Annotated in this window: 15 protein-coding genes; 4 read left to right on the top strand and 11 right to left on the bottom strand. The window is 43.5% G+C overall.

Annotation, left to right across the window (positions count from 1 at the left end):
- Nucleotides 1–56: 56 nt before the first annotated feature.
- The 4 genes from B4G81_RS03275 to B4G81_RS03290 form a co-directional block, all read right to left on the bottom strand.
- Nucleotides 57–659: an RNA polymerase sigma factor gene (locus tag B4G81_RS03275; protein ID WP_294080049.1), complete on the bottom strand. Its 603-nt coding sequence runs from the start codon at nt 657–659 to the stop codon at nt 57–59.
- 94 nt (nt 660–753) lie between these two features.
- On the bottom strand, nt 754–3,306 hold the full coding sequence (locus B4G81_RS03280; protein WP_294080051.1) for an ATP-dependent Clp protease ATP-binding subunit: 2,553 nt from the start codon (nt 3,304–3,306) through the stop codon (nt 754–756).
- Nucleotides 3,307–3,498: 192 nt separating this feature from the next.
- On the bottom strand, nt 3,499–4,623 hold the full coding sequence (locus B4G81_RS03285) for an AI-2E family transporter (RefSeq protein ID WP_294080053.1): 1,125 nt from the start codon (nt 4,621–4,623) through the stop codon (nt 3,499–3,501).
- Nucleotides 4,624–4,704: 81 nt separating this feature from the next.
- Nucleotides 4,705–4,935 (bottom strand): hypothetical protein, encoded by a 231-nt coding sequence (locus B4G81_RS03290; protein WP_294080059.1) that lies wholly within the window; start codon nt 4,933–4,935, stop codon nt 4,705–4,707.
- Nucleotides 4,936–5,176: 241 nt separating this feature from the next.
- On the opposite strand from B4G81_RS03290, the gene B4G81_RS03295 reads away from it, so the two are divergent.
- Together B4G81_RS03295 and B4G81_RS03300 are read left to right on the top strand one after the other, a co-directional pair.
- Entirely contained in the window at nt 5,177–5,944 is a 768-nt protein-coding gene (locus B4G81_RS03295; RefSeq protein ID WP_294080065.1) for an SDR family oxidoreductase, read from the top strand.
- Nucleotides 5,941–8,358, top strand: coding sequence for a prolyl oligopeptidase family serine peptidase (locus B4G81_RS03300; protein WP_294080068.1), 2,418 nt, complete (start codon nt 5,941–5,943; stop codon nt 8,356–8,358). The genes B4G81_RS03295 and B4G81_RS03300 overlap by 4 nt, the downstream gene beginning before the upstream one ends.
- A gap of 19 nt (nt 8,359–8,377) precedes the next feature.
- Here B4G81_RS03300 and B4G81_RS03305 read toward each other — a convergent pair whose 3' ends face one another.
- The 4 genes from B4G81_RS03305 to B4G81_RS03320 form a co-directional block, all read right to left on the bottom strand.
- A complete protein-coding gene (locus tag B4G81_RS03305) occupies nt 8,378–8,908 on the bottom strand; it encodes a DUF192 domain-containing protein (RefSeq protein WP_294080077.1) in 531 nt (176 codons plus the stop codon).
- 202 nt (nt 8,909–9,110) lie between these two features.
- Complete coding sequence (locus B4G81_RS03310) at nt 9,111–9,917, bottom strand: ABC transporter ATP-binding protein (protein WP_294080080.1); 807 nt, start codon at nt 9,915–9,917, stop codon at nt 9,111–9,113.
- A gap of 77 nt (nt 9,918–9,994) precedes the next feature.
- Nucleotides 9,995–11,002, bottom strand: a complete 1,008-nt coding sequence (locus tag B4G81_RS03315) for a FecCD family ABC transporter permease (RefSeq protein ID WP_294080082.1) — start codon at nt 11,000–11,002, stop codon at nt 9,995–9,997.
- A 27-nt stretch (nt 11,003–11,029) separates the two neighbouring features.
- Nucleotides 11,030–11,836: an ABC transporter substrate-binding protein gene (locus B4G81_RS03320; RefSeq protein WP_294080084.1), complete on the bottom strand. Its 807-nt coding sequence runs from the start codon at nt 11,834–11,836 to the stop codon at nt 11,030–11,032.
- A gap of 256 nt (nt 11,837–12,092) precedes the next feature.
- Between B4G81_RS03320 and B4G81_RS03325 the strand changes: the two genes are divergently transcribed.
- Together B4G81_RS03325 and groL are read left to right on the top strand one after the other, a co-directional pair.
- A complete protein-coding gene (locus B4G81_RS03325; RefSeq protein ID WP_294080089.1) occupies nt 12,093–12,365 on the top strand; it encodes a co-chaperone GroES in 273 nt (90 codons plus the stop codon).
- A 113-nt stretch (nt 12,366–12,478) separates the two neighbouring features.
- Nucleotides 12,479–14,113 (top strand): chaperonin GroEL, encoded by a 1,635-nt coding sequence (gene groL, locus B4G81_RS03330; RefSeq protein WP_294080090.1) that lies wholly within the window; start codon nt 12,479–12,481, stop codon nt 14,111–14,113.
- Between the two features lie 100 nt (nt 14,114–14,213).
- Here groL and B4G81_RS03335 read toward each other — a convergent pair whose 3' ends face one another.
- The 3 genes from B4G81_RS03335 to B4G81_RS03345 are packed head-to-tail and all read right to left on the bottom strand — an operon-like array spanning nt 14,214 to nt 18,072.
- Nucleotides 14,214–15,725, bottom strand: coding sequence for a PKD-like family lipoprotein (locus tag B4G81_RS03335; protein ID WP_294080093.1), 1,512 nt, complete (start codon nt 15,723–15,725; stop codon nt 14,214–14,216).
- A 23-nt stretch (nt 15,726–15,748) separates the two neighbouring features.
- A complete protein-coding gene (locus B4G81_RS03340; protein ID WP_294080095.1) occupies nt 15,749–16,552 on the bottom strand; it encodes a DUF4843 domain-containing protein in 804 nt (267 codons plus the stop codon).
- Between the two features lie 11 nt (nt 16,553–16,563).
- On the bottom strand, nt 16,564–18,072 hold the full coding sequence (locus B4G81_RS03345) for a RagB/SusD family nutrient uptake outer membrane protein (RefSeq protein ID WP_294080098.1): 1,509 nt from the start codon (nt 18,070–18,072) through the stop codon (nt 16,564–16,566).
- Nucleotides 18,073–18,084: the final 12 nt, after the last annotated feature.

Consider the following 18,084-nt stretch of genomic DNA (forward strand, 5'->3'; position numbering starts at 1 on the left):
ATAAAATCTACTGAATTGAAACAGTTTGGCGGAAAAGTACATTCTTTTATCTTTTATTAGAAAAATCTCTGAAAGGGAACCAGGGTCAATAACATGCTTAAAGCATCCGGAAAATCTTTTTCGGATATTGTTTGTCGTAGTTTTTCCATTGTTCTGTACAGTAATTTTCTGGCGGACTCTTCTCGTATATCCAATAGATCGGCTATTTCCTTATGTTCCAGTCCTATCATATATTTCAGATAGACAACTTCCCGCTGATTGGGTGTTAGTTCGTTAAGGAGTGAAGCAACCTTTTTTCGTAAAATTTCAGCCTTCTCGCTGTCGATTATGTTGTCAAGTACAGTTACCTGCACTGTAAAGGAGTCAGCAACAGATTCAAGAGTCTCTTTCCGTATATTTTTTCTGGAAAGGTCAATAAGACGGTGCTTAAATGATTTGAAAATATAGCCGGTAATATTTTTTATATGAATTAGATTATCCTTGGATACATAGAGTTTATAAAATGTGTCTTGTATGGCATCCTTACACATTTCTTCCTGAAAACCCAGGTTGATTCCATAGGAATATAAATCATCCGCATGAGTATTATAAATGATGGAAAAAGAGGACTCATCCCCTTTTTCCACAAAGTTTCCCCAACTCACATCGATAGATGCCATCTCTATAACAATTCAGGTGAATATATTAAAATAACACCCCAAAATTTTTGATGTTTTTTTGGGGTGTGTATAATGGTTGAAAACATATGATTTATCACACAGATTCTTTTTCTTCGATTTTCATTACCACGTTCTGCTTTTCATTGTCAAAATCTACCAGGACGGTGTCGCCTTCTTTCATACCGGTACGGATGATCATTTCTGCCATTTCGTCTTCGATATATTTCTGGATGGCCCGCTTTAATGGACGTGCTCCAAATTGTACGTCATATCCCTTATTGGCAATGAATTCTTTTGCCGGTTCAGTGAGGATGACATTATATCCCAGGTCTCCGATCCGTTTGTAAAGGCCTTTCAATTCGAGATCGATGATCTTGTAAATCGATTCTTTACTCAACTGGTCGAACATCACGATGTCATCCACACGGTTCAGAAACTCGGGTGCAAACGCTTTGTTCAGCGCTTTCTGGATAATGTTACGTGAGTATTCTGCATCTGTCACATCATGGTTCGTATTGAACCCGATACCACGTCCGAAATCCTTTAACTGCCGTGTACCGATATTGGAAGTCATGATCAGGATTGTATTCTTGAAATCGATCTTCCGTCCGAGGCTGTCGGTCACATGTCCCTCGTCCAGTATTTGAAGCAGAATATTGAATACATCGGGATGTGCTTTTTCGATCTCGTCGAGTAACACGACCGAGTAGGGTCTGCGGCGTACTTTTTCGGTGAGCTGTCCGCCCTCTTCGTAGCCCACATATCCCGGAGGTGCTCCCACCAGTCGCGATACATTGAATTTTTCCATGTATTCGCTCATATCGATGCGGATAAGGTTTTCGGACGAATCGAACAGGAATTCTGCCAGTTTCTTGGCGAGATGCGTTTTACCTACCCCTGTCGGGCCGAGGAACATAAAGGTGCCGATGGGTTTGTTGGGATCTTTTAGTCCTACCCGGTTACGCTGGATAGCTTTGACGATCTTGTCCACCGCTTCGTCCTGCCCGATTACTTTGCTCTTCAGCTCATCACGCATTTCCAGCAACCGCTGCCCTTCAGCCTGTGCAATACGTTGTACGGGAACACCTGAGATCATGGCGACCACTTCGGCGATTTTCTCTTCATCAACGATCTCCGGCTTTTCCTTGATCTCCTTTTGCCAGCGTTCTTCTTCCGCTTCAAGCGCCAGTAATAGCTGGCGTTGTTTATCGCGGTAACTGGCTGCTAATTCATATTTCTGCGCTTTTACCGCATCGGTCTTCTGCTGTTCTACCTCCTTTAACTCCTCTTCGAGTTGTTCAATGGTCTTCGGAATCACTATATTGGAGATATGTACCCGGGCACCGGCTTCATCGAGTGCGTCAATCGCCTTGTCAGGAAAAGTACGGTCTGAAACATAACGGTCCGTCAGCTTCACGCACGCATCCAGCGCTTCATCGGTATACCGTACATTGTGATGCTCTTCATACCGCTCTTTGATATTACGCAGAATCTGCAATGTCTCTTCAGGGGTGGTAGGATCTACGATCACTTTCTGGAAACGGCGTTCCAGTGCACCGTCTTTCTCAATATTTTTCCGGTATTCATCCAGTGTAGTGGCTCCGATACATTGTATCTCACCTCTTGCCAGTGCCGGTTTCAACATATTGGCTGCATCCAGTGATCCGGCAGCACCGCCTGCACCTACGATAGTATGTATCTCATCGATGAAGAGGATGATATTCGGATTCTTCGACAATTCATTCAAGATTGCCTTGATACGCTCTTCGAACTGACCGCGGTATTTGGTGCCTGCTACGATCGATGCCATATCAAGAGCAATCACCCGTTTGTCGAACAGGGCACGGGATACTTTCTTCTGCGTGATGCGCAGGGCAAGTCCGTCTACAATAGCTGATTTACCTACACCCGGATCACCAATAAGTACCGGATTATTTTTCTTACGGCGGCTGAGTATCTGTGCAATGCGTTCGATCTCTTTTTCTCGTCCTACTACCGGATCAAGACGGTTTTCCAATGCGGCACGGGTGATATCTGTCCCAAAATTATCGAGTACGGGGGTATCTGATCCGCTGGTTTTTGTCTGCTGAGAGGATGAACTTTGCCCACCTCCCGGATTGAACGGATATTTCTCGTTCGCATCTTCATCTTCGTCGTCGGTAAAGTTGGGACCTCCAGCAGGAAATTGCATATCTTCATCTTCTGTCCGGTTGTCGAGGATGCTCTTTATATAAAGAAAAGCACTCGAATAATCGAGCTGAAACTGCGTGAGAATATCATTGATCAATGTGCTTTTTTCTTTCAGTAACGCCAATAATAAATGCTCGGAATCGGTCTCCTGACTCTTGGTGAGACGCGCTTCCAGTATACTCATTTTTAAAGCTTTTTCCGTATTTTTATTGATTACCAGTTCATTGGCTCCATCATAATGCTCTTGGGTGGCACGCACGTGCGAATCGATATAATCTTTCAACACATGCAGATCGATATCAAAGTCCTGAAGCACCTGGATAGCTAATCCGTCGCCATCCCGGAGTATGCCGAGCATAAGGTGTTCCGGTCCTATATAATTATTCTGGAGTCTTCCTGCTTCTTCACGGCTATATGCCATGATGTCTCTGACTCGTTGTGAAAAGTTACTATCCATCTATTAACTCCTTCTTATTTTTGCTGTGTATCGACTACAAATATAATCTTTTATTTTAAATCGAATAAAAAATTTTTTTTAGTTATCTTTTGTTCCTCTATTCATCTGACTTAACGAAAACGTTCACTTAGAGGATCGTTTGAAAGATAATGCAAAAATAATGCCAAAATGTGTTCGATGGATGTTTGATAGTTATTCGGTGTTTATTCGGTGTTTATTCGATTCGTTTTCCTCCGGTTCAATAAGGGGTATTTCCATTTTGTTCGCTTTTATACGTGTGGTAACACGCGGTTCAGCTTTTGATCCCGGTACATATTCGTGACGGAACATGTTGAAAAATAAAATGAACAGCGAGAGTATGAGTGGTCCGAAGATGACACCCCAAAAACCGAACATGGGAATTCCTATTAGCACTCCAAAAACAGTGATCAACGGGTGGATATCGGCCAGTTTTTTTTGCAACAGGAAGCGGGCTACATTGTCCACGCCTCCGATAATAAACATGCCATAGACAAGTAATGCGACACCGTTCACGTAATCACCTCCAATCAGCAGTGAAATTCCTAATGGCACCCATACAATCATGGTGCCTACAATAGGTAGGATAGTGGCGAAAGCGGTAAGAATGGCATATAGAACCGCACTGTCTATCCCGAAAAAGAGATAACCCAAATAGGCGAAGAATCCTTGGATAATAGCCATAAGCGGTATCCCAACAGCGTTTGCCTGAATGATCATACGCGTTTCCTCCGCCAGGATTTGTTTGTTTTCCTCTTTGAAGGGAAGGATTTCCCGGATGGCTGTTTCAAAATCATTGCTATTGAAAAGCATGTAATAAAGTACGAAGAGGATCACAATAACATTGATCACAAATGAATAGACACCGTTCCCCAATACCTGTAATATATTAGATCCTGCCCTCGGCAGTGCTGCCAGATTTTCAGGCGTGAATATATTAAAACCCAATCGTTCTTCCAGGTTATCGACAAATTCATTAAACTGTCTCAGGATAGCCTCGGGATTGATGGAGATTTCTGAAACAGTGTCGATGACCAGAAAAGTGAGTCCTGTGAGGGGAAGAAGAATAAAGAAAAGAACTTCCAATACGATTAGCAATGCACTGATCGCCTTTTTGAAATTGAGCTTCTGTGTCAGGTATTTCTGTTGCCCTTTCACAAGCACATATAAGGTGGCTGCCCCCAGGAATCCACTCATATAGGGACGTGTATACCTGAAAATGATCAATCCCAACAGGATAAGAAATCCAATCAGGATGTATTTGTGGCGTGTTTCTTTTTTTTCTAGCTCTATTGACATAGGAAATACAATTTTTTACTCAACCTCATTGCTCCATTATTCTTACTCTCAAATTAAACCTCTACATGAAGATTATTGAAATTATAGGAAATCTTCCGGTTTAGAAAATCCGCCTTCAATCAGTGCCTCTTTGGCATTTTCATAGTCGGAGCTTTTAACCTGCATTTCTATATCCCCAATAGTGTAAGCTATCCTGTTGGAGGTGAGATTTTTCATATAGATCTCAATACCCCTCATTTCCATAAATGATTGTACGATGGGTATGTCGGCGGGATAAGTAAATGTTTTCACCGTAATAAAATGTTCCTCCATAGGTGATGTTTTTGTTATAGGATCTTATTTTTAGATTAACGTAAAGATATAGTTTTTTGTTTATAGAAACGAGATTTTGTTTATTAAAATGAGGGGATATGGGTTTTTTACAGTATTTTTGATAATTCTTTTAAGTGTTGCGATTAAATTATAAGTCCAACTGTTTTTCATCCCATTTGTGGACAAAGAAAAATGTTCTGGGGTGTTTAGCTCTTGGTTCTTGGTCCTGAAATTGAATTGTATGGAAAAAATAGCATTGGTTACGGGTGCCACTTCCGGAATAGGAGAGGCTACAGCTCTGAAACTGGCCGAAGAGGGTTTCGCTGTGATAATTACCGGCAGGCGGCAGGATAGATTGAATGTATTGAAGCATAAACTGGAACGAGGTGGTTCTTCTGTTTTTACTCTCTGTTTCGATGTGCGGAATGAAGAAGAAGTAAATAATTCTTTGGAAAATTTGCCCCCGGAATGGCAGGATATTGATGTATTGGTGAATAATGCCGGGCTTGCTGCGGGTATGGAGCCGTTTCAACAGGGTGATAGCGTGGACTGGAACCGGATGATTGATACCAATTTAAAGGGTTTATTATTTGTTACCCGCTTTGTTTCGCAAAGTATGGTTGTCCGTAAGAAGGGACATATCATCAATATCGGATCCATCGCCGGAAAAGAGGCCTATCCCAACGGAAATGTATATTGTGCTACCAAACATGCCGTAGATGCTTTGACAAAAGGGATGCGTTTTGATTTGCTCCCATATAATATAAAAGTTACCCAGATCTGTCCGGGGGCGGTGGAAACAGAATTCTCCGTTGTCCGTTTTCATGGGGATAAGCATCGTGCGGATAAAGTGTATGAAGGATATGAGTGTTTAGTGGCCGATGATATCGCGGAATGCATTTGGTTTGCCGTTTCCCGCCCGTCGCATGTGAATATTAACGATATGGTTGTAATGCCTACCGCGCAGGCCTCGGCTTCCGTTTTTCAAAAAGAAATATATCCATCATGAAACGAGTTTCTATCATTTTATTGGTTTTGCTTATGACAACTCGGTTTGTTGAATCGCAGGAAAATATCACTTATCAGGTACCGCCGGCTGAGATCTTGGAACTGGTCGATATCGAGAGAGCGCCATCCGTCAATATGGACAGCAAAGGGGAGCAGATACTGTTCCTTTACCGGAATACCTTTAAAACATTGTCGGATCTGAACCAACCTGAAGTGCGGTTGGCCGGACTGCGTATCAATCCCGATGCCAACATATCGAGCACGGTAACCTATATCAATAATATACGCTATAAAAAGACAAATGATGCAACTGTGAGGCAAATAGAAGGCTTACCTTCTGATCCTCGTATCGCATACCTCTCTTTTTCGCCTGATGATACAAAATTGGCTTTTACCAATACGGTGGAAAAGGGGGTTGAGCTATGGATTGTTGACCTGAGGGACTTGCAGGCAAGGAGAGTGACGAAGGGTATTGTGAATGCCAATGCCGGATTTCCCTACAGTTGGTTTACCGATGGGTCGGGATTGCTTGTAAGGATGCTTCCCGAAGGCCACCCCGGCCTGGTCGATACCCAAAAGGCTTTGCCGGAAGGACCGATTGTGTCGGTCAGTGACGGCCAGATATCGCAAAACCGCACCTATCAGGATCTATTGAAAAATCCGGTCGATGAGGCTAATTTCGAAATGCTGATAACCTCGGAACTTTATAAGATCGGGTTCGACGGATCGAAAGTACGATGGAAAGAGACCGGAATGTACACAGAGCAATCGTTTTCACCGGATGGAAAATACCTCTTGCTGACAATGCTCTCCCGCCCGTTTTCCTATACTGTGCCTTATTATAGTTTCCCGAGCATGACAGAGATCTATACTGCCGATGGGGATTTCCTGATGAAATTCAACGAACAGCCATTGCTGGATAACCTTCCGATAGGATTTATGGCCACACAGGAGGGAAAACGGAATATCTACTGGCGCTCCGACAAGCCGTCGACCCTCTGTTGGGTGGAGGCGCTCGACAAAGGCGATCCGAAGGTAAAAGTTGATTTCCGTGATGAGGTATTCCAACTCGATGCTCCCTTCTCCGGTACTCCCCGTTCGTTAGTGAAAACTGTCAACCGTTACGCCGGCATTACTTGGGGAAATGATGAATACGCCATCCTCCATGATCAATGGTGGAATACCCGGAATCAGAAGATGTATGTTTTTAATCCGTCTGATAACACCCGGGAGCCCCGTATCCTTGTCGACCGCAACTACCAGAATGTCTATGACGATCCTGGTTTTCCGCAAACAGCAAAGAATGCAATGGGAACCTATACGTTGCAAATGGATGGAAATTCGATTTACTTCTTTGGAGACGGATTTACGGCAGAAGGGCAGTTTCCGTTCATCGACGAGCTGGATTTAAAGACGCTGAAAAAGAAACGGATCTATCAATCCGCGTATACCGACAAAGTAGAAGAATTGATCACATTTGTGGATAGTAAAAAAGGAGTGGTCATCACCCGGATCGAGTCACCTACCGAGTATCCCAATTATTATATCCGCAATATTCGCAATAAACGTCTACCGGTACCTTTGACCACTTTCGAAAATCCTTTCAAAAGTATTGAAAAGGTATATAAGAAAGTAATTAATTATACACGGGAAGATGGCGTAGAGCTTACCGCTACCTTGTATTTGCCCGCCGGTTACGACAGGGAGAAGAAAGAGAAACTTCCGATGATCATGTGGGCATATCCTACTGAGTACAAAGATCGGAGCAGCGCGGGGCAATCCACGGCAAACCCCAATTCATTCACCTACCTGTCGTATGGAAACCCCGTTTACTGGGTGACACGCGGTTATGCGATCCTCGATGATGCTGCCTTTCCCATTGTGGGAGAGGGGGACGAACAACCCAATGATACTTTTGTGGAACAGCTGGTGGCTAATGCCAAGGCAGCGATAGATGCCGTGGATGCACTGGGGTATATCGATCGGAAACGGGTTGCTGTAGGTGGCCACTCTTATGGCGCATTTATGACGGCAAACCTGCTCACACATTCCGACTTGTTTGCCGCGGGTATCGCCCGTAGTGGTGCATATAACCGGACACTTACCCCATTTGGGTTTCAGGCGGAAGAGCGTAATTACTGGATGGCCTCCGAGACCTATAATGCGATGTCGCCGTTTATGCATGCCGATAAGATGAAAACACCCATGCTGCTTATCCATGGTGAGAGTGACAATAATTCCGGTACCCATACGATGCAGAGCGAACGCTACTTCCAGGCGCTGAAAAGTTTTGGTGCGCCTGTCCGTTTGGTAATTCTACCGAAGGAGAGCCATGGGTATGCCGCTAGGGAAAATGTACTGCACCTGCTGTGGGAACAGGATCAGTGGCTGGAGAAATATTTGAAGAGTGAATAAGTGTTTAGGCAGTGAGTGATTATTTTGCGATGGAGAATTCAATCTTGTCGTTGATGCTGATGCCGTACCGGTCGGCAAAACCCGCATTTACTTCCACTACATAGAGGGCCGGCTGGGTGGATGCATAATTCCACTCCTTTAACGGAGTGGTATTTGCGTGTATAGTTACAATTTCCTTACCGGCATTTACAAAAAGGATATCTAGGGGAATATAGGTGTTTTTCATCCAGAAGCTTTGCATCTCTGCCCGGGTTTGGATAAACAGCATCCCTGCATTTTCAGGTAAGGAGCGCCGATACATCAATCCACGGGCACGTAATTGGTCGCTGTCAGCCACTTCGATGTCGATCACGGTCAGTGTGTCTCTATTCTGTTGGTTTGTAAAGAAGAGTTCCCCCTGCTTGTTAAAAGGAATATCCATTACTCCGGACTCGGTAAATATTTCTGTATCGCCATTACCCCTTTGTGTGTAGTATACCGTTAGGCCAACGATGACAATCAATAAGATTACCAGATATATATTCCGCTTGTTTTTTTTCTTTTGTGACATGTTGTGTATGTTTTTTTGTTGATGCTACTTGCCTTTAATTACTTTTTATTTAAACTCATTTTCCTGAGCTCAGGAAAATGATGTATAATTTCTAACTACAAATATATACAGATATACTTTATAAAGATATAAAAAAATCTGTTATCAAAAAGTATGTTACCAAATGGTATGCTACTGAAGAGTTTGAAACTAAAGTGTGTAATTATCTCTTACCGTTCTTCAATCGTTGTTCGGATACGGGAAAGACCACCGGTTTGCCCGACACCGGATTGGTTTTTACGATTACCACCGTATCGTATACACTTTCTATATGTTCATAAGTTATTACTTCTTCGGGTGTTCCCTGGCAGAAGGGTGTCCCTTCTTTCATCATCAGCAGGAAGTCGCAATATTCGGCGGCGAGTGAGAGATCATGTATGATCATCATCACGCTTAGTTTCATCTCTTCGTTCAGACGTTGGATCAGATTCATAAACCGTATCTGGTGGGTAATGTCAAGATGCGATGTTGGTTCATCGAGCAGTAACAGGCGCGGGTGTTGCGATAGGGCACAGGCGATATTGGCCATTTGTTGCTCACCGCCGCTTAACTCTGTCATCGACTTATTACGCAGACGATAGGTGTTGGTCAGATGCATGTAGTGATGCGCTATTTCAATATCTTCTTTCCTGTCGAAGAATTGGAACTGCCGACGGTAGGGAAGTCTTCCCATTAACACATATTCCTCTACCGATAGTTCTGCTGTTTCAGAGAATTGCGAGACGATAGCGAGTTTTTGTGCTTTCTCCCTCCAGGTAAGTTTCGACAGGTCAGCTCCATCAAGCAGGATATGCCCCTCTTTTAATGGTAATGTTCCCGATATCCCCCTGAACAGCGTGGTTTTCCCCGATCCGTTGGGTCCGATGATTCCGGCAAACGATCCTTCGTCAAGCGACAGATTGATGTCGTGTACCCGAAAGCCACTGCTATACCCGCAGGAGAGATTTTGTATGTCAAGGAAAGAAATCATCTTTTTTAATTGAAAATTGAAAATGGACAATGAATTGCAAATCGACGGAATTGAATATATTATTCATCATCAGTAAATCAACTAACTTCTTTTCGTCTTGATCTACTTAACAATAGTATAAACAAAATACCTCCAAGGATACCGGTAATTACCCCGATAGGCAGCTCGTTGGGTGAGATGATTGTGCGTGCCATCACGTCGCACAGGATCAGGAATATACCGCCACTCAGAAAGGAAGTGATAAGCAAAATGCGGTAATCCGTGCCTACCCACAGCCGTACGATATGCGGGATGACCAGCCCCACGAAACCAATGATTCCCGCCACGGCAATGCAAGCTCCGGTAAGCAATGAGGTAATGATGAACAGGACCCGGACTACGCTGTTGGCGTTAAATCCCAGATGTTTCGCTTTTTCTTCACCCAGGCGCAGTGCATTGAGAGGCATCACGAACAGATAAGAGAGGATCAGGCAAAATAGCGACAGTATGACCATTACTGTGATCAGGGTATTGTTCGGTTCATTGAGTGATCCCATCATCCAGAAAATAATACCGTGAACATTGTCGGTGGACGTGATGGACATAAGGAACATCATTAATGAGGAGGCGATGAAACTGATCATGACACCGATAAGCAACATCCGATTGATGCTGAGTCCTCCTTTTCCAAGGCTGAGGGTATACACGAGGAAGATGGTCGCGAAGGCACCGATAAATCCGGCCAACGGCAGAAACAGTATATTGATCAGATGTATTCCTGCTACGATGGCAAAGGTAATACCCAATGATGCGCCGCCTGAAATTCCAAGGGTATAGGGTTCCACCAGCGGATTCCGGTAAATACCTTGTAATATAGTACCTGCCAGGCTAAGGCTTCCACCTATGGTCAAGCCCAGTAATGTGCGAGGAATACGGATATATGCCAATACGCCATATTCCACACTATCCTTCTCTGAAAGAATATGGGGCAAATCCCCTATTCGTATGGGGATTTCACCCATTCCCAATGATAACATGAACACAGTTACGACTCCCACCAGAAGTAGAAGGACATAAAGGCTCCAAATCCATTGTTTTTGTTCCATCGTTTTCATCATTCACACATCATCAAATCATTCTCCCATCAATTGATCCATTATCCTTATTGTTTCTGCAAAGGTGATAGGGGTTGGTTGACAGGCGATATCCGAGTCGATGGTATAAATATGTTTGTTTTTAGTAGCCTCAAGACTGGCGTATCTGTTCCATACCTTTATTTCTTCTTCTCCTTCGACACCCATGGTAGCAATAAAAATATAATCGGGATTGTTAACGATAACAAATTCCCGAGTAACGGTGCCTTGTGTCAGCGTGCCTGCTATATTCCGGACTCCCAGCAGCGTCATATAATCGTCCATAAAGGTATTGGAAAGGACAGCAAAGATAGGATTTGTTCCAATTTGGAAAAACATTGTCCGGTTTGTATATCGTTTATTCTTTTCGGCTATCTTATCAATGGTATGTTTGCTTTCCATTACGATTGCATTGGCTTTTTCTTTTTTGCCGACCCATTCTCCCAATTCGATGAACTGGTTGCATATTTCCTGAAAAGTTTTTGGAGTCTGGAAGATTTCCACTTTTATTCCAACCTTTTTCAGTAATTCTATATCTTTGGGATCGGTCAGTCCAGATGCCAGTACCAGATCTGGTTTTAGGCTGATAATCTTTTCTACGTTGGCTTTTATGGCCGAAGAGACAATCTCTTTATTATCTTTTTTGCCTGCCGTACAATAGTTGGTGCATCCCACCAGATTATCCTGCGCTTCCAGATCATAAAGACTTTGGGTAAATGAAGGTGCCAATGACACTATACGTGCGTATGGCTGTCCCTGGACGGCAAAAGCCGTGATGATACATAAGAGGAGAAATAATTTTTTCATTTGTTTTAAATAAGAGCCGGGACTATTTGTGCTTCGCACATAGTGCAACCGAATAGCTATTTTCAAAATGCAAAGGTAACAAGAAACGGTTGAAGGAGACTGAAATTTTGACAGTAAATTTGGCAGTTTCTGTGCCTTCAATGTATTTTTTTGGCAGAAAATAGACTTTAATAAATTTGGCACAGAATTCGCAGTTGTGGTAATGTCAATTAGAGAAACAATACTAATTATATTAACATCAATTTTAGTAAATCGTATGAATATTAAACCATTGGCAGACAGGGTGCTGGTAAAACCGGCCGCTGCAGAAGAAAAAACAGTGAGTGGGATAATTATCCCCGATACAGCAAAAGAAAAACCGTTGAAAGGTGAAGTGATTGCTGTGGGGAAAGGTACAAAAGATGAAGAGATGGTGGTAAAACAAGGTGACAAGGTGCTTTATGGAAAATATGCCGGCACTGAAATTGAAATCGATGGAGTACAGCATCTGATTATGCGTCAGTCTGATATTCTGGGAGTTATAGGATAGTAGATGCCGATTGACAGGAATTTACCGAAACTCAATTTGGTTCAATTTAAATTAATCTGATAACAGATTTAATCTGTTCGATAAACGAACAACAATACAAAAATCGAAATAAAATGGCTAAAGAAATTAAATTTAACATGGACGCCCGCGACCTTCTGAAAAAAGGCGTGGACGATTTGGCAGATGCCGTTAAAGTAACATTAGGCCCTAAAGGCAGAAATGTAATTATTGATAAAAAATATGGCGCCCCTCAGATAACTAAGGACGGTGTGACTGTGGCAAAAGAGATCGAACTGGAAGATTCTTTCCAGAATATGGGGGCACAACTGGTAAGGGAAGTGGCTTCTAAAACCAATGATGATGCCGGTGATGGAACAACAACTGCTACTGTTTTGGCGCAGTCTATTATTGGTGTGGGTTTGAAAAACGTGACCGCCGGTGCTAATCCGATGGATTTAAAACGGGGTATCGACAAAGCAGTTATCACAGTGGTGGATAATCTGAAAAAACAAGCTGTGGAAGTAGGAAACGACCTGAAGAAAATTGAAAACGTAGCTAAAATTTCTGCCAACGGTGATGAAACTATCGGCAAACTGATTGCCGAAGCAATGCAGAAAGTAAGCAAAGAGGGCGTGATTACTGTAGAAGAAGCGAAAGGTACCGATACCTATGTAGATGTAGTAGAGGGTATGCAGTTCGACCGTGGATATATCTCTCCCTATTTCGTGACCGATACCGAAGCTATGGAAGTGGATTTTGAAAATCCGCTCATCCTTATTCATGATAAGAAAATTTCCGCAATCAAAGAGCTTCTTCCTATCCTGGAAAAAGGAATTCAAACCGGAAAACCCCTGTTACTTATCGCCGAAGATATCGATTCTGAAGCGCTGACTACTTTGGTGGTAAACCGTCTGCGTGGATCGTTGAAGGTGGCCGCGGTGAAAGCTCCCGGATTCGGTGACCGGAGAAAAGAGATGCTGGAAGATATTGCCATTCTGACCGGTGGGGTAGTGATCTCGGAGGAAAAGGGACTCACACTGGAAAATGCTACACTGGATATGCTGGGTAGCGCTGAAAAAGTGACGATCGACAAAGACACTACTACCATTGTAAATGGAAATGGTGAAAAAGAAGCTATCAGCAACCGTATCGGACAGATCCGCGCTCAGATCGATAAAACTACATCCGATTACGATCGTGAAAAATTGCAGGAACGTTTGGCCAAACTGGCCGGTGGTGTAGCGGTACTTTACGTGGGTGCTCCTTCCGAAGTGGAAATGAAAGAAAAGAAAGATCGTGTGGAAGATGCACTTTCGGCTACCCGTGCGGCAGTGGAAGAAGGAACCGTCCCCGGTGGTGGTGTGGCTTATGTGCGCGCTATTGAGGCTCTTGAAGGGCTGAAAGGTGAAAATGAAGATGAAACTACAGGTATCGAGATTGTAAAACGTGCTATCGAAGAGCCGCTTCGTCAAATTGTATCGAATGCCGGAAAAGAAGGTGCCGTAGTAGTACAGAAAGTACGTGAAGGTAAGGCTGATTTCGGTTACAATGCCCGCACCGATCAATATGAAAACCTGTATGAAACAGGAGTGATTGATCCTGCCAAAGTAACCCGTGTGGCTTTGGAAAATGCGGCTTCTATCGCCGGCATGTTCCTGACAACAGAGTGTGTGATTACTGATAAAAAAGAAGATAATCCGGCTCCAATGCCTCCGATGGGCGGCGGCGGAATGGGGGGTATGATGTAATCCCGAAAATAGGTAAAATAAATACCCGAAAATTGAGACTGTCTCTAATGAAGCGAACCTTCAGAAGAGACAGTCTCTTTTTTGTTTTAGTTGTTATTCTTTATTTGTCATCTCCCAGGCCATTGGTCATACCGTACACATCGGCGTTGGCCCCTAAAATGGATATGCACTCGTCAATCTCCTCTTTGAATGTTTCGGTTATTCTTTTGTTATGGGTATCGACAAAGAGTACGGATCCTTTCTTTTCCGCTGTGCTATTTGGATTATACGTGGCTACAATCAGCCTGGTTTCATTGGTTGAGAGTCCCAGATGGATGATTGCCCCATATTCCGGAGGGATAGTGATGAATTCGCTAAGTGTAGGTAATTCTGTGGGAGTCGTATAAATTTTGTTCCCAATGCCAAAGAAACAATCATTCTCCAGAGATACACATTTTGTATCCTGGTTTGCCCCTATGACAGGTAAAAGCGTTGAACCCAGGAACCTGTGGTTTATGCCATAATTGCTTTTAGGGTCATCATCAAATTCGTATCTATGAATATTGATGCCTTCGTTGCTTGCTGTGTATGCTGACAGCCCGTTCATATTTGTCCTGGAGTTTTTTGAGAATCCGATAAAATATTCATTCTCCCGTATTGTCGGGGAGTCGGTGATGGGAATTACCCGGTCGTAGGCGTTTACTTCTGCTATGGTGCCTGATATCGGATCATTTTGCTTGGGTGAAACAAAATAGAATTTCCGGGAGAGTTTGTCGAAAGCCCACAGAGTATAGGGATCGTAAGTACCTCTTATGTGGCTCCAATAATAGTTCCCTTCATGTTTGGCAGGCCTGTAGAGCAATCCGGAGCCATAAAAAACCAGTTTGCCGTCACTTACAAATACTTCATGTCCATAAGGATTTACGTCATACTTCTCCGGTTGGAATACGTACCCGGAATTCTTGTCCATGAAATTCTCTTCCGAAACCAGTGTAGAGGGCAGGAAAGTGCCATTATTGGTAGATGTGACCGGATAAGAGCCCTCTTTGGTGATGATGGTCATTGACCAGAAGTAATTGCCGAGTGCGTTGATATAGCCGAATGATCCGGCAATCTTTATTGGTTCCTTACCGAAAGTGACATCGCCGCAAACAGTAGTGTGTAAAATTTGTGGTATTTTGTCATCATTCCTAAAGGAGGGCAAATAAGCTACGATTGTGCTACCGTCCTGTTGGCGGGTAAGGAAATAGTACCCGTAGTTGAATTCGTTTACAATATTAATATCGAATGTCCTGTAATATTTCATTCCCGAGATGTTATCTGTCACAATGAATGCGCAATCCTTTTGTCCGTAGGGCATTGCCGGAAGCAATGCATCCAGGTTGCGTTCTTGGGAGATGGCAATTCCGGCCACTTCCCATTGAAAGGAAAGGTTTTCTTCGCCTGCGGTCAGGCTGCGTGACAATTCGGGGATAATCTGGATTGTTGCTCCCGGTGCATATGATTTTGCCGGAATATTTGCAATAGTTACCGTATTTAAATCGGTATAATCATAATTGCCTTTGTCTTCCGAGCACCCACAAAGGAGGAGGAGACCGGTTACAAAGAGGCTATGCAATATTTTTTCTCTCATAATCATGCTGTTTTAATGATTTGTTAACCGGTGTATGGAATTGTGATGCGCGGCTTGGAGGTGTCTCCGTCGGGATACACCTCGTTGTCGATAAAATACTGCCTCAACATTTGGATGAACATGTCAGTTGACGGATACCACGAAAGAATCGTATAGTAAGGCATATTGTCCCAGTATAAAGGTTTATCCAACCCGGGACCTTCAAAACGTTCCACATTTGGATCGGCCCCCAGGTAATAGATTTCCTTCCATTTGGTAAATTTTTCGCGTGAGAATTCGCCAAAGATAGATTGCCATTTTTCCCACCATTCCGGAGGGGTTAGATGGTCGGTAAAGAGTATGGATATTTCCAGCAGGTTGTTATATCCGGACAGGAAATGTTCATTGGGTACAATCCTCAACACTAATCTCCTTTCTTCTTTTTGTAGAATCTCAGTCCGGTTTACTTTCAAGTAGATGGTATCCCTCATCTCTCCACTTTTGACGGTCAGATTACTGATGGTGGTTTTATCCCAGTCCTCTGCGGTTGCCGTGGATTTGTCTGCCACTACTTCCACATGATATTTCCTGTCGGTAGCGGATGGTATGCCGATGATGGTGACAGGAATTTTAAACGTGTGAAAGGTGACGTGGCTCTCGTCCATATCGAACGAATAACTCATCACTGTATCCCGCACTTTTGTGGGGTGCCCGAGTTGATTTAATACGTTGGGCATATCAAAATAGATAAAATTGTCTCCTTGAGCATCGAAGTCATCGATAGGTTGATTGCAGGCAAATAACGTAAACAAGGAGAACAGGGTCGCCAAAAAACTTTTTTTATTCATACTACCTCCTTTTATCCTTTTTCATTGTTGGTATATTCATATTCATCATCGGGTATCGGAAATACAAAAATCTCGTCTGATGGTGCTATTTCCTCTCCTGCTTTCACATAAATAGGATAAAACATCCGTTTGCACATCAGGAATATGCGCCCGTCTCCAATCATGTCTTTGCGCGCTTCCCGCACCAGGTATTCCTTTAACGTAACTTCCACATCCCCGATAGGAAGTGGCAACTCTTCGAGATTACGCGTTTTGCGCACGTCATTCAGGTATTGTAAGGCCAATGTATTGTCGATACCTATTTTTGATTCGCAGGCAATGTAATAGATCTCCGACATGCGCATAACCGGTATTTCGGGATCGTAAGCAGCTCTTAGCCCGGATTGCACCGGAGCTTCATGTAACTTCTGGAAGTTGTAAATATTTTCTGTCTTTTCGAACCAATATCTCAGTCGGTTATCGGTGCCTGCCCCATCGGGGGTACGTCCATAAATAGTGTTCAGGAGAGAGGAGTATTGGGTGTCTCCAATCGGAATGGAGAGATTGCTGTCTCCTTTTCCTTCCATATAGAAGAATTCGTTGGTCATATCATAGAGGTTGTTTACATAGATTGCCCCCAGCATTTCCATACTATAGGCGAAATTCCTGCTCGGATTGGTAGGCAGGTTATTCTCTTTGTTGATCAGCTGGATAATCCCGTTGGCCTCGGTTATCACTCTTTGTGCGTATTGATAGGCTTCATGAGGGTTTAACCGCAATTGCTCCAACCTCGCCAGAAGTCCCAATGTGCAGAAATAGTTGAGGCGTGAACCCCGGCGGTTCAACACTTCGTGATAGTCCAGCAATGAAGCGTTGGCGTCACCTCTCCTGCCGATATCAGTTCTTTTGACAGGATCGTCTTTCAGTAATTCCAACGCTTTCTGCAGGTCTTGTTCCGCAAAATTCAATACTTCTTCTCCCGTATTAAAATCTTTCGAGGTCACATCAAATTCCGTCCGATAGGCAATTGCCTTCTTTTGCAGGTCAGCTTTTGTCCGGATGACAGCCCCGTACATTTCAAACAGTTCCAGATGTATAAAGGCCCTTAATGCATATGCTTCTCCCTCAATCAAGTCGGCATTTTCAATGTCTTCACGACTTCCGGGAAGATAATGCAGTAAAGCATTACACTGGGTGATGGCCTGGTACATGTTACCCCAGATAGCATCGAAGATAGCAACCGAACTCTGATCCTTATAGTCATAGCTGTATAACTTGTAATAAACATGGTTGGTGCTGGTGGAAATATCCCAGTAGTGTGCCAGAATATCGATTGCCCCATAAGAAAGATTTTTCCCGTATAAGTCAGAAGAAGAAAGAGTGTAGTAGATGCCGCCCAAGGCGGAGTTACATCCCCTGCTTGTTTTATAAAGTTCCTCGGCCTGGGTCTGCCCGTGAGGGGTGATATCGAGCCAGTCATTGCACGAAGTAGATAGAATGACCCCGCTGATCATTGTTAAGTATATCAATTTTTTCATCATAATTTCTATTTA

Source organism: Proteiniphilum sp. UBA5384, assembly GCF_002410825.1.
In the GTDB taxonomy this organism is placed as follows: Bacteria; Bacteroidota; Bacteroidia; order Bacteroidales; family Dysgonomonadaceae; genus Proteiniphilum.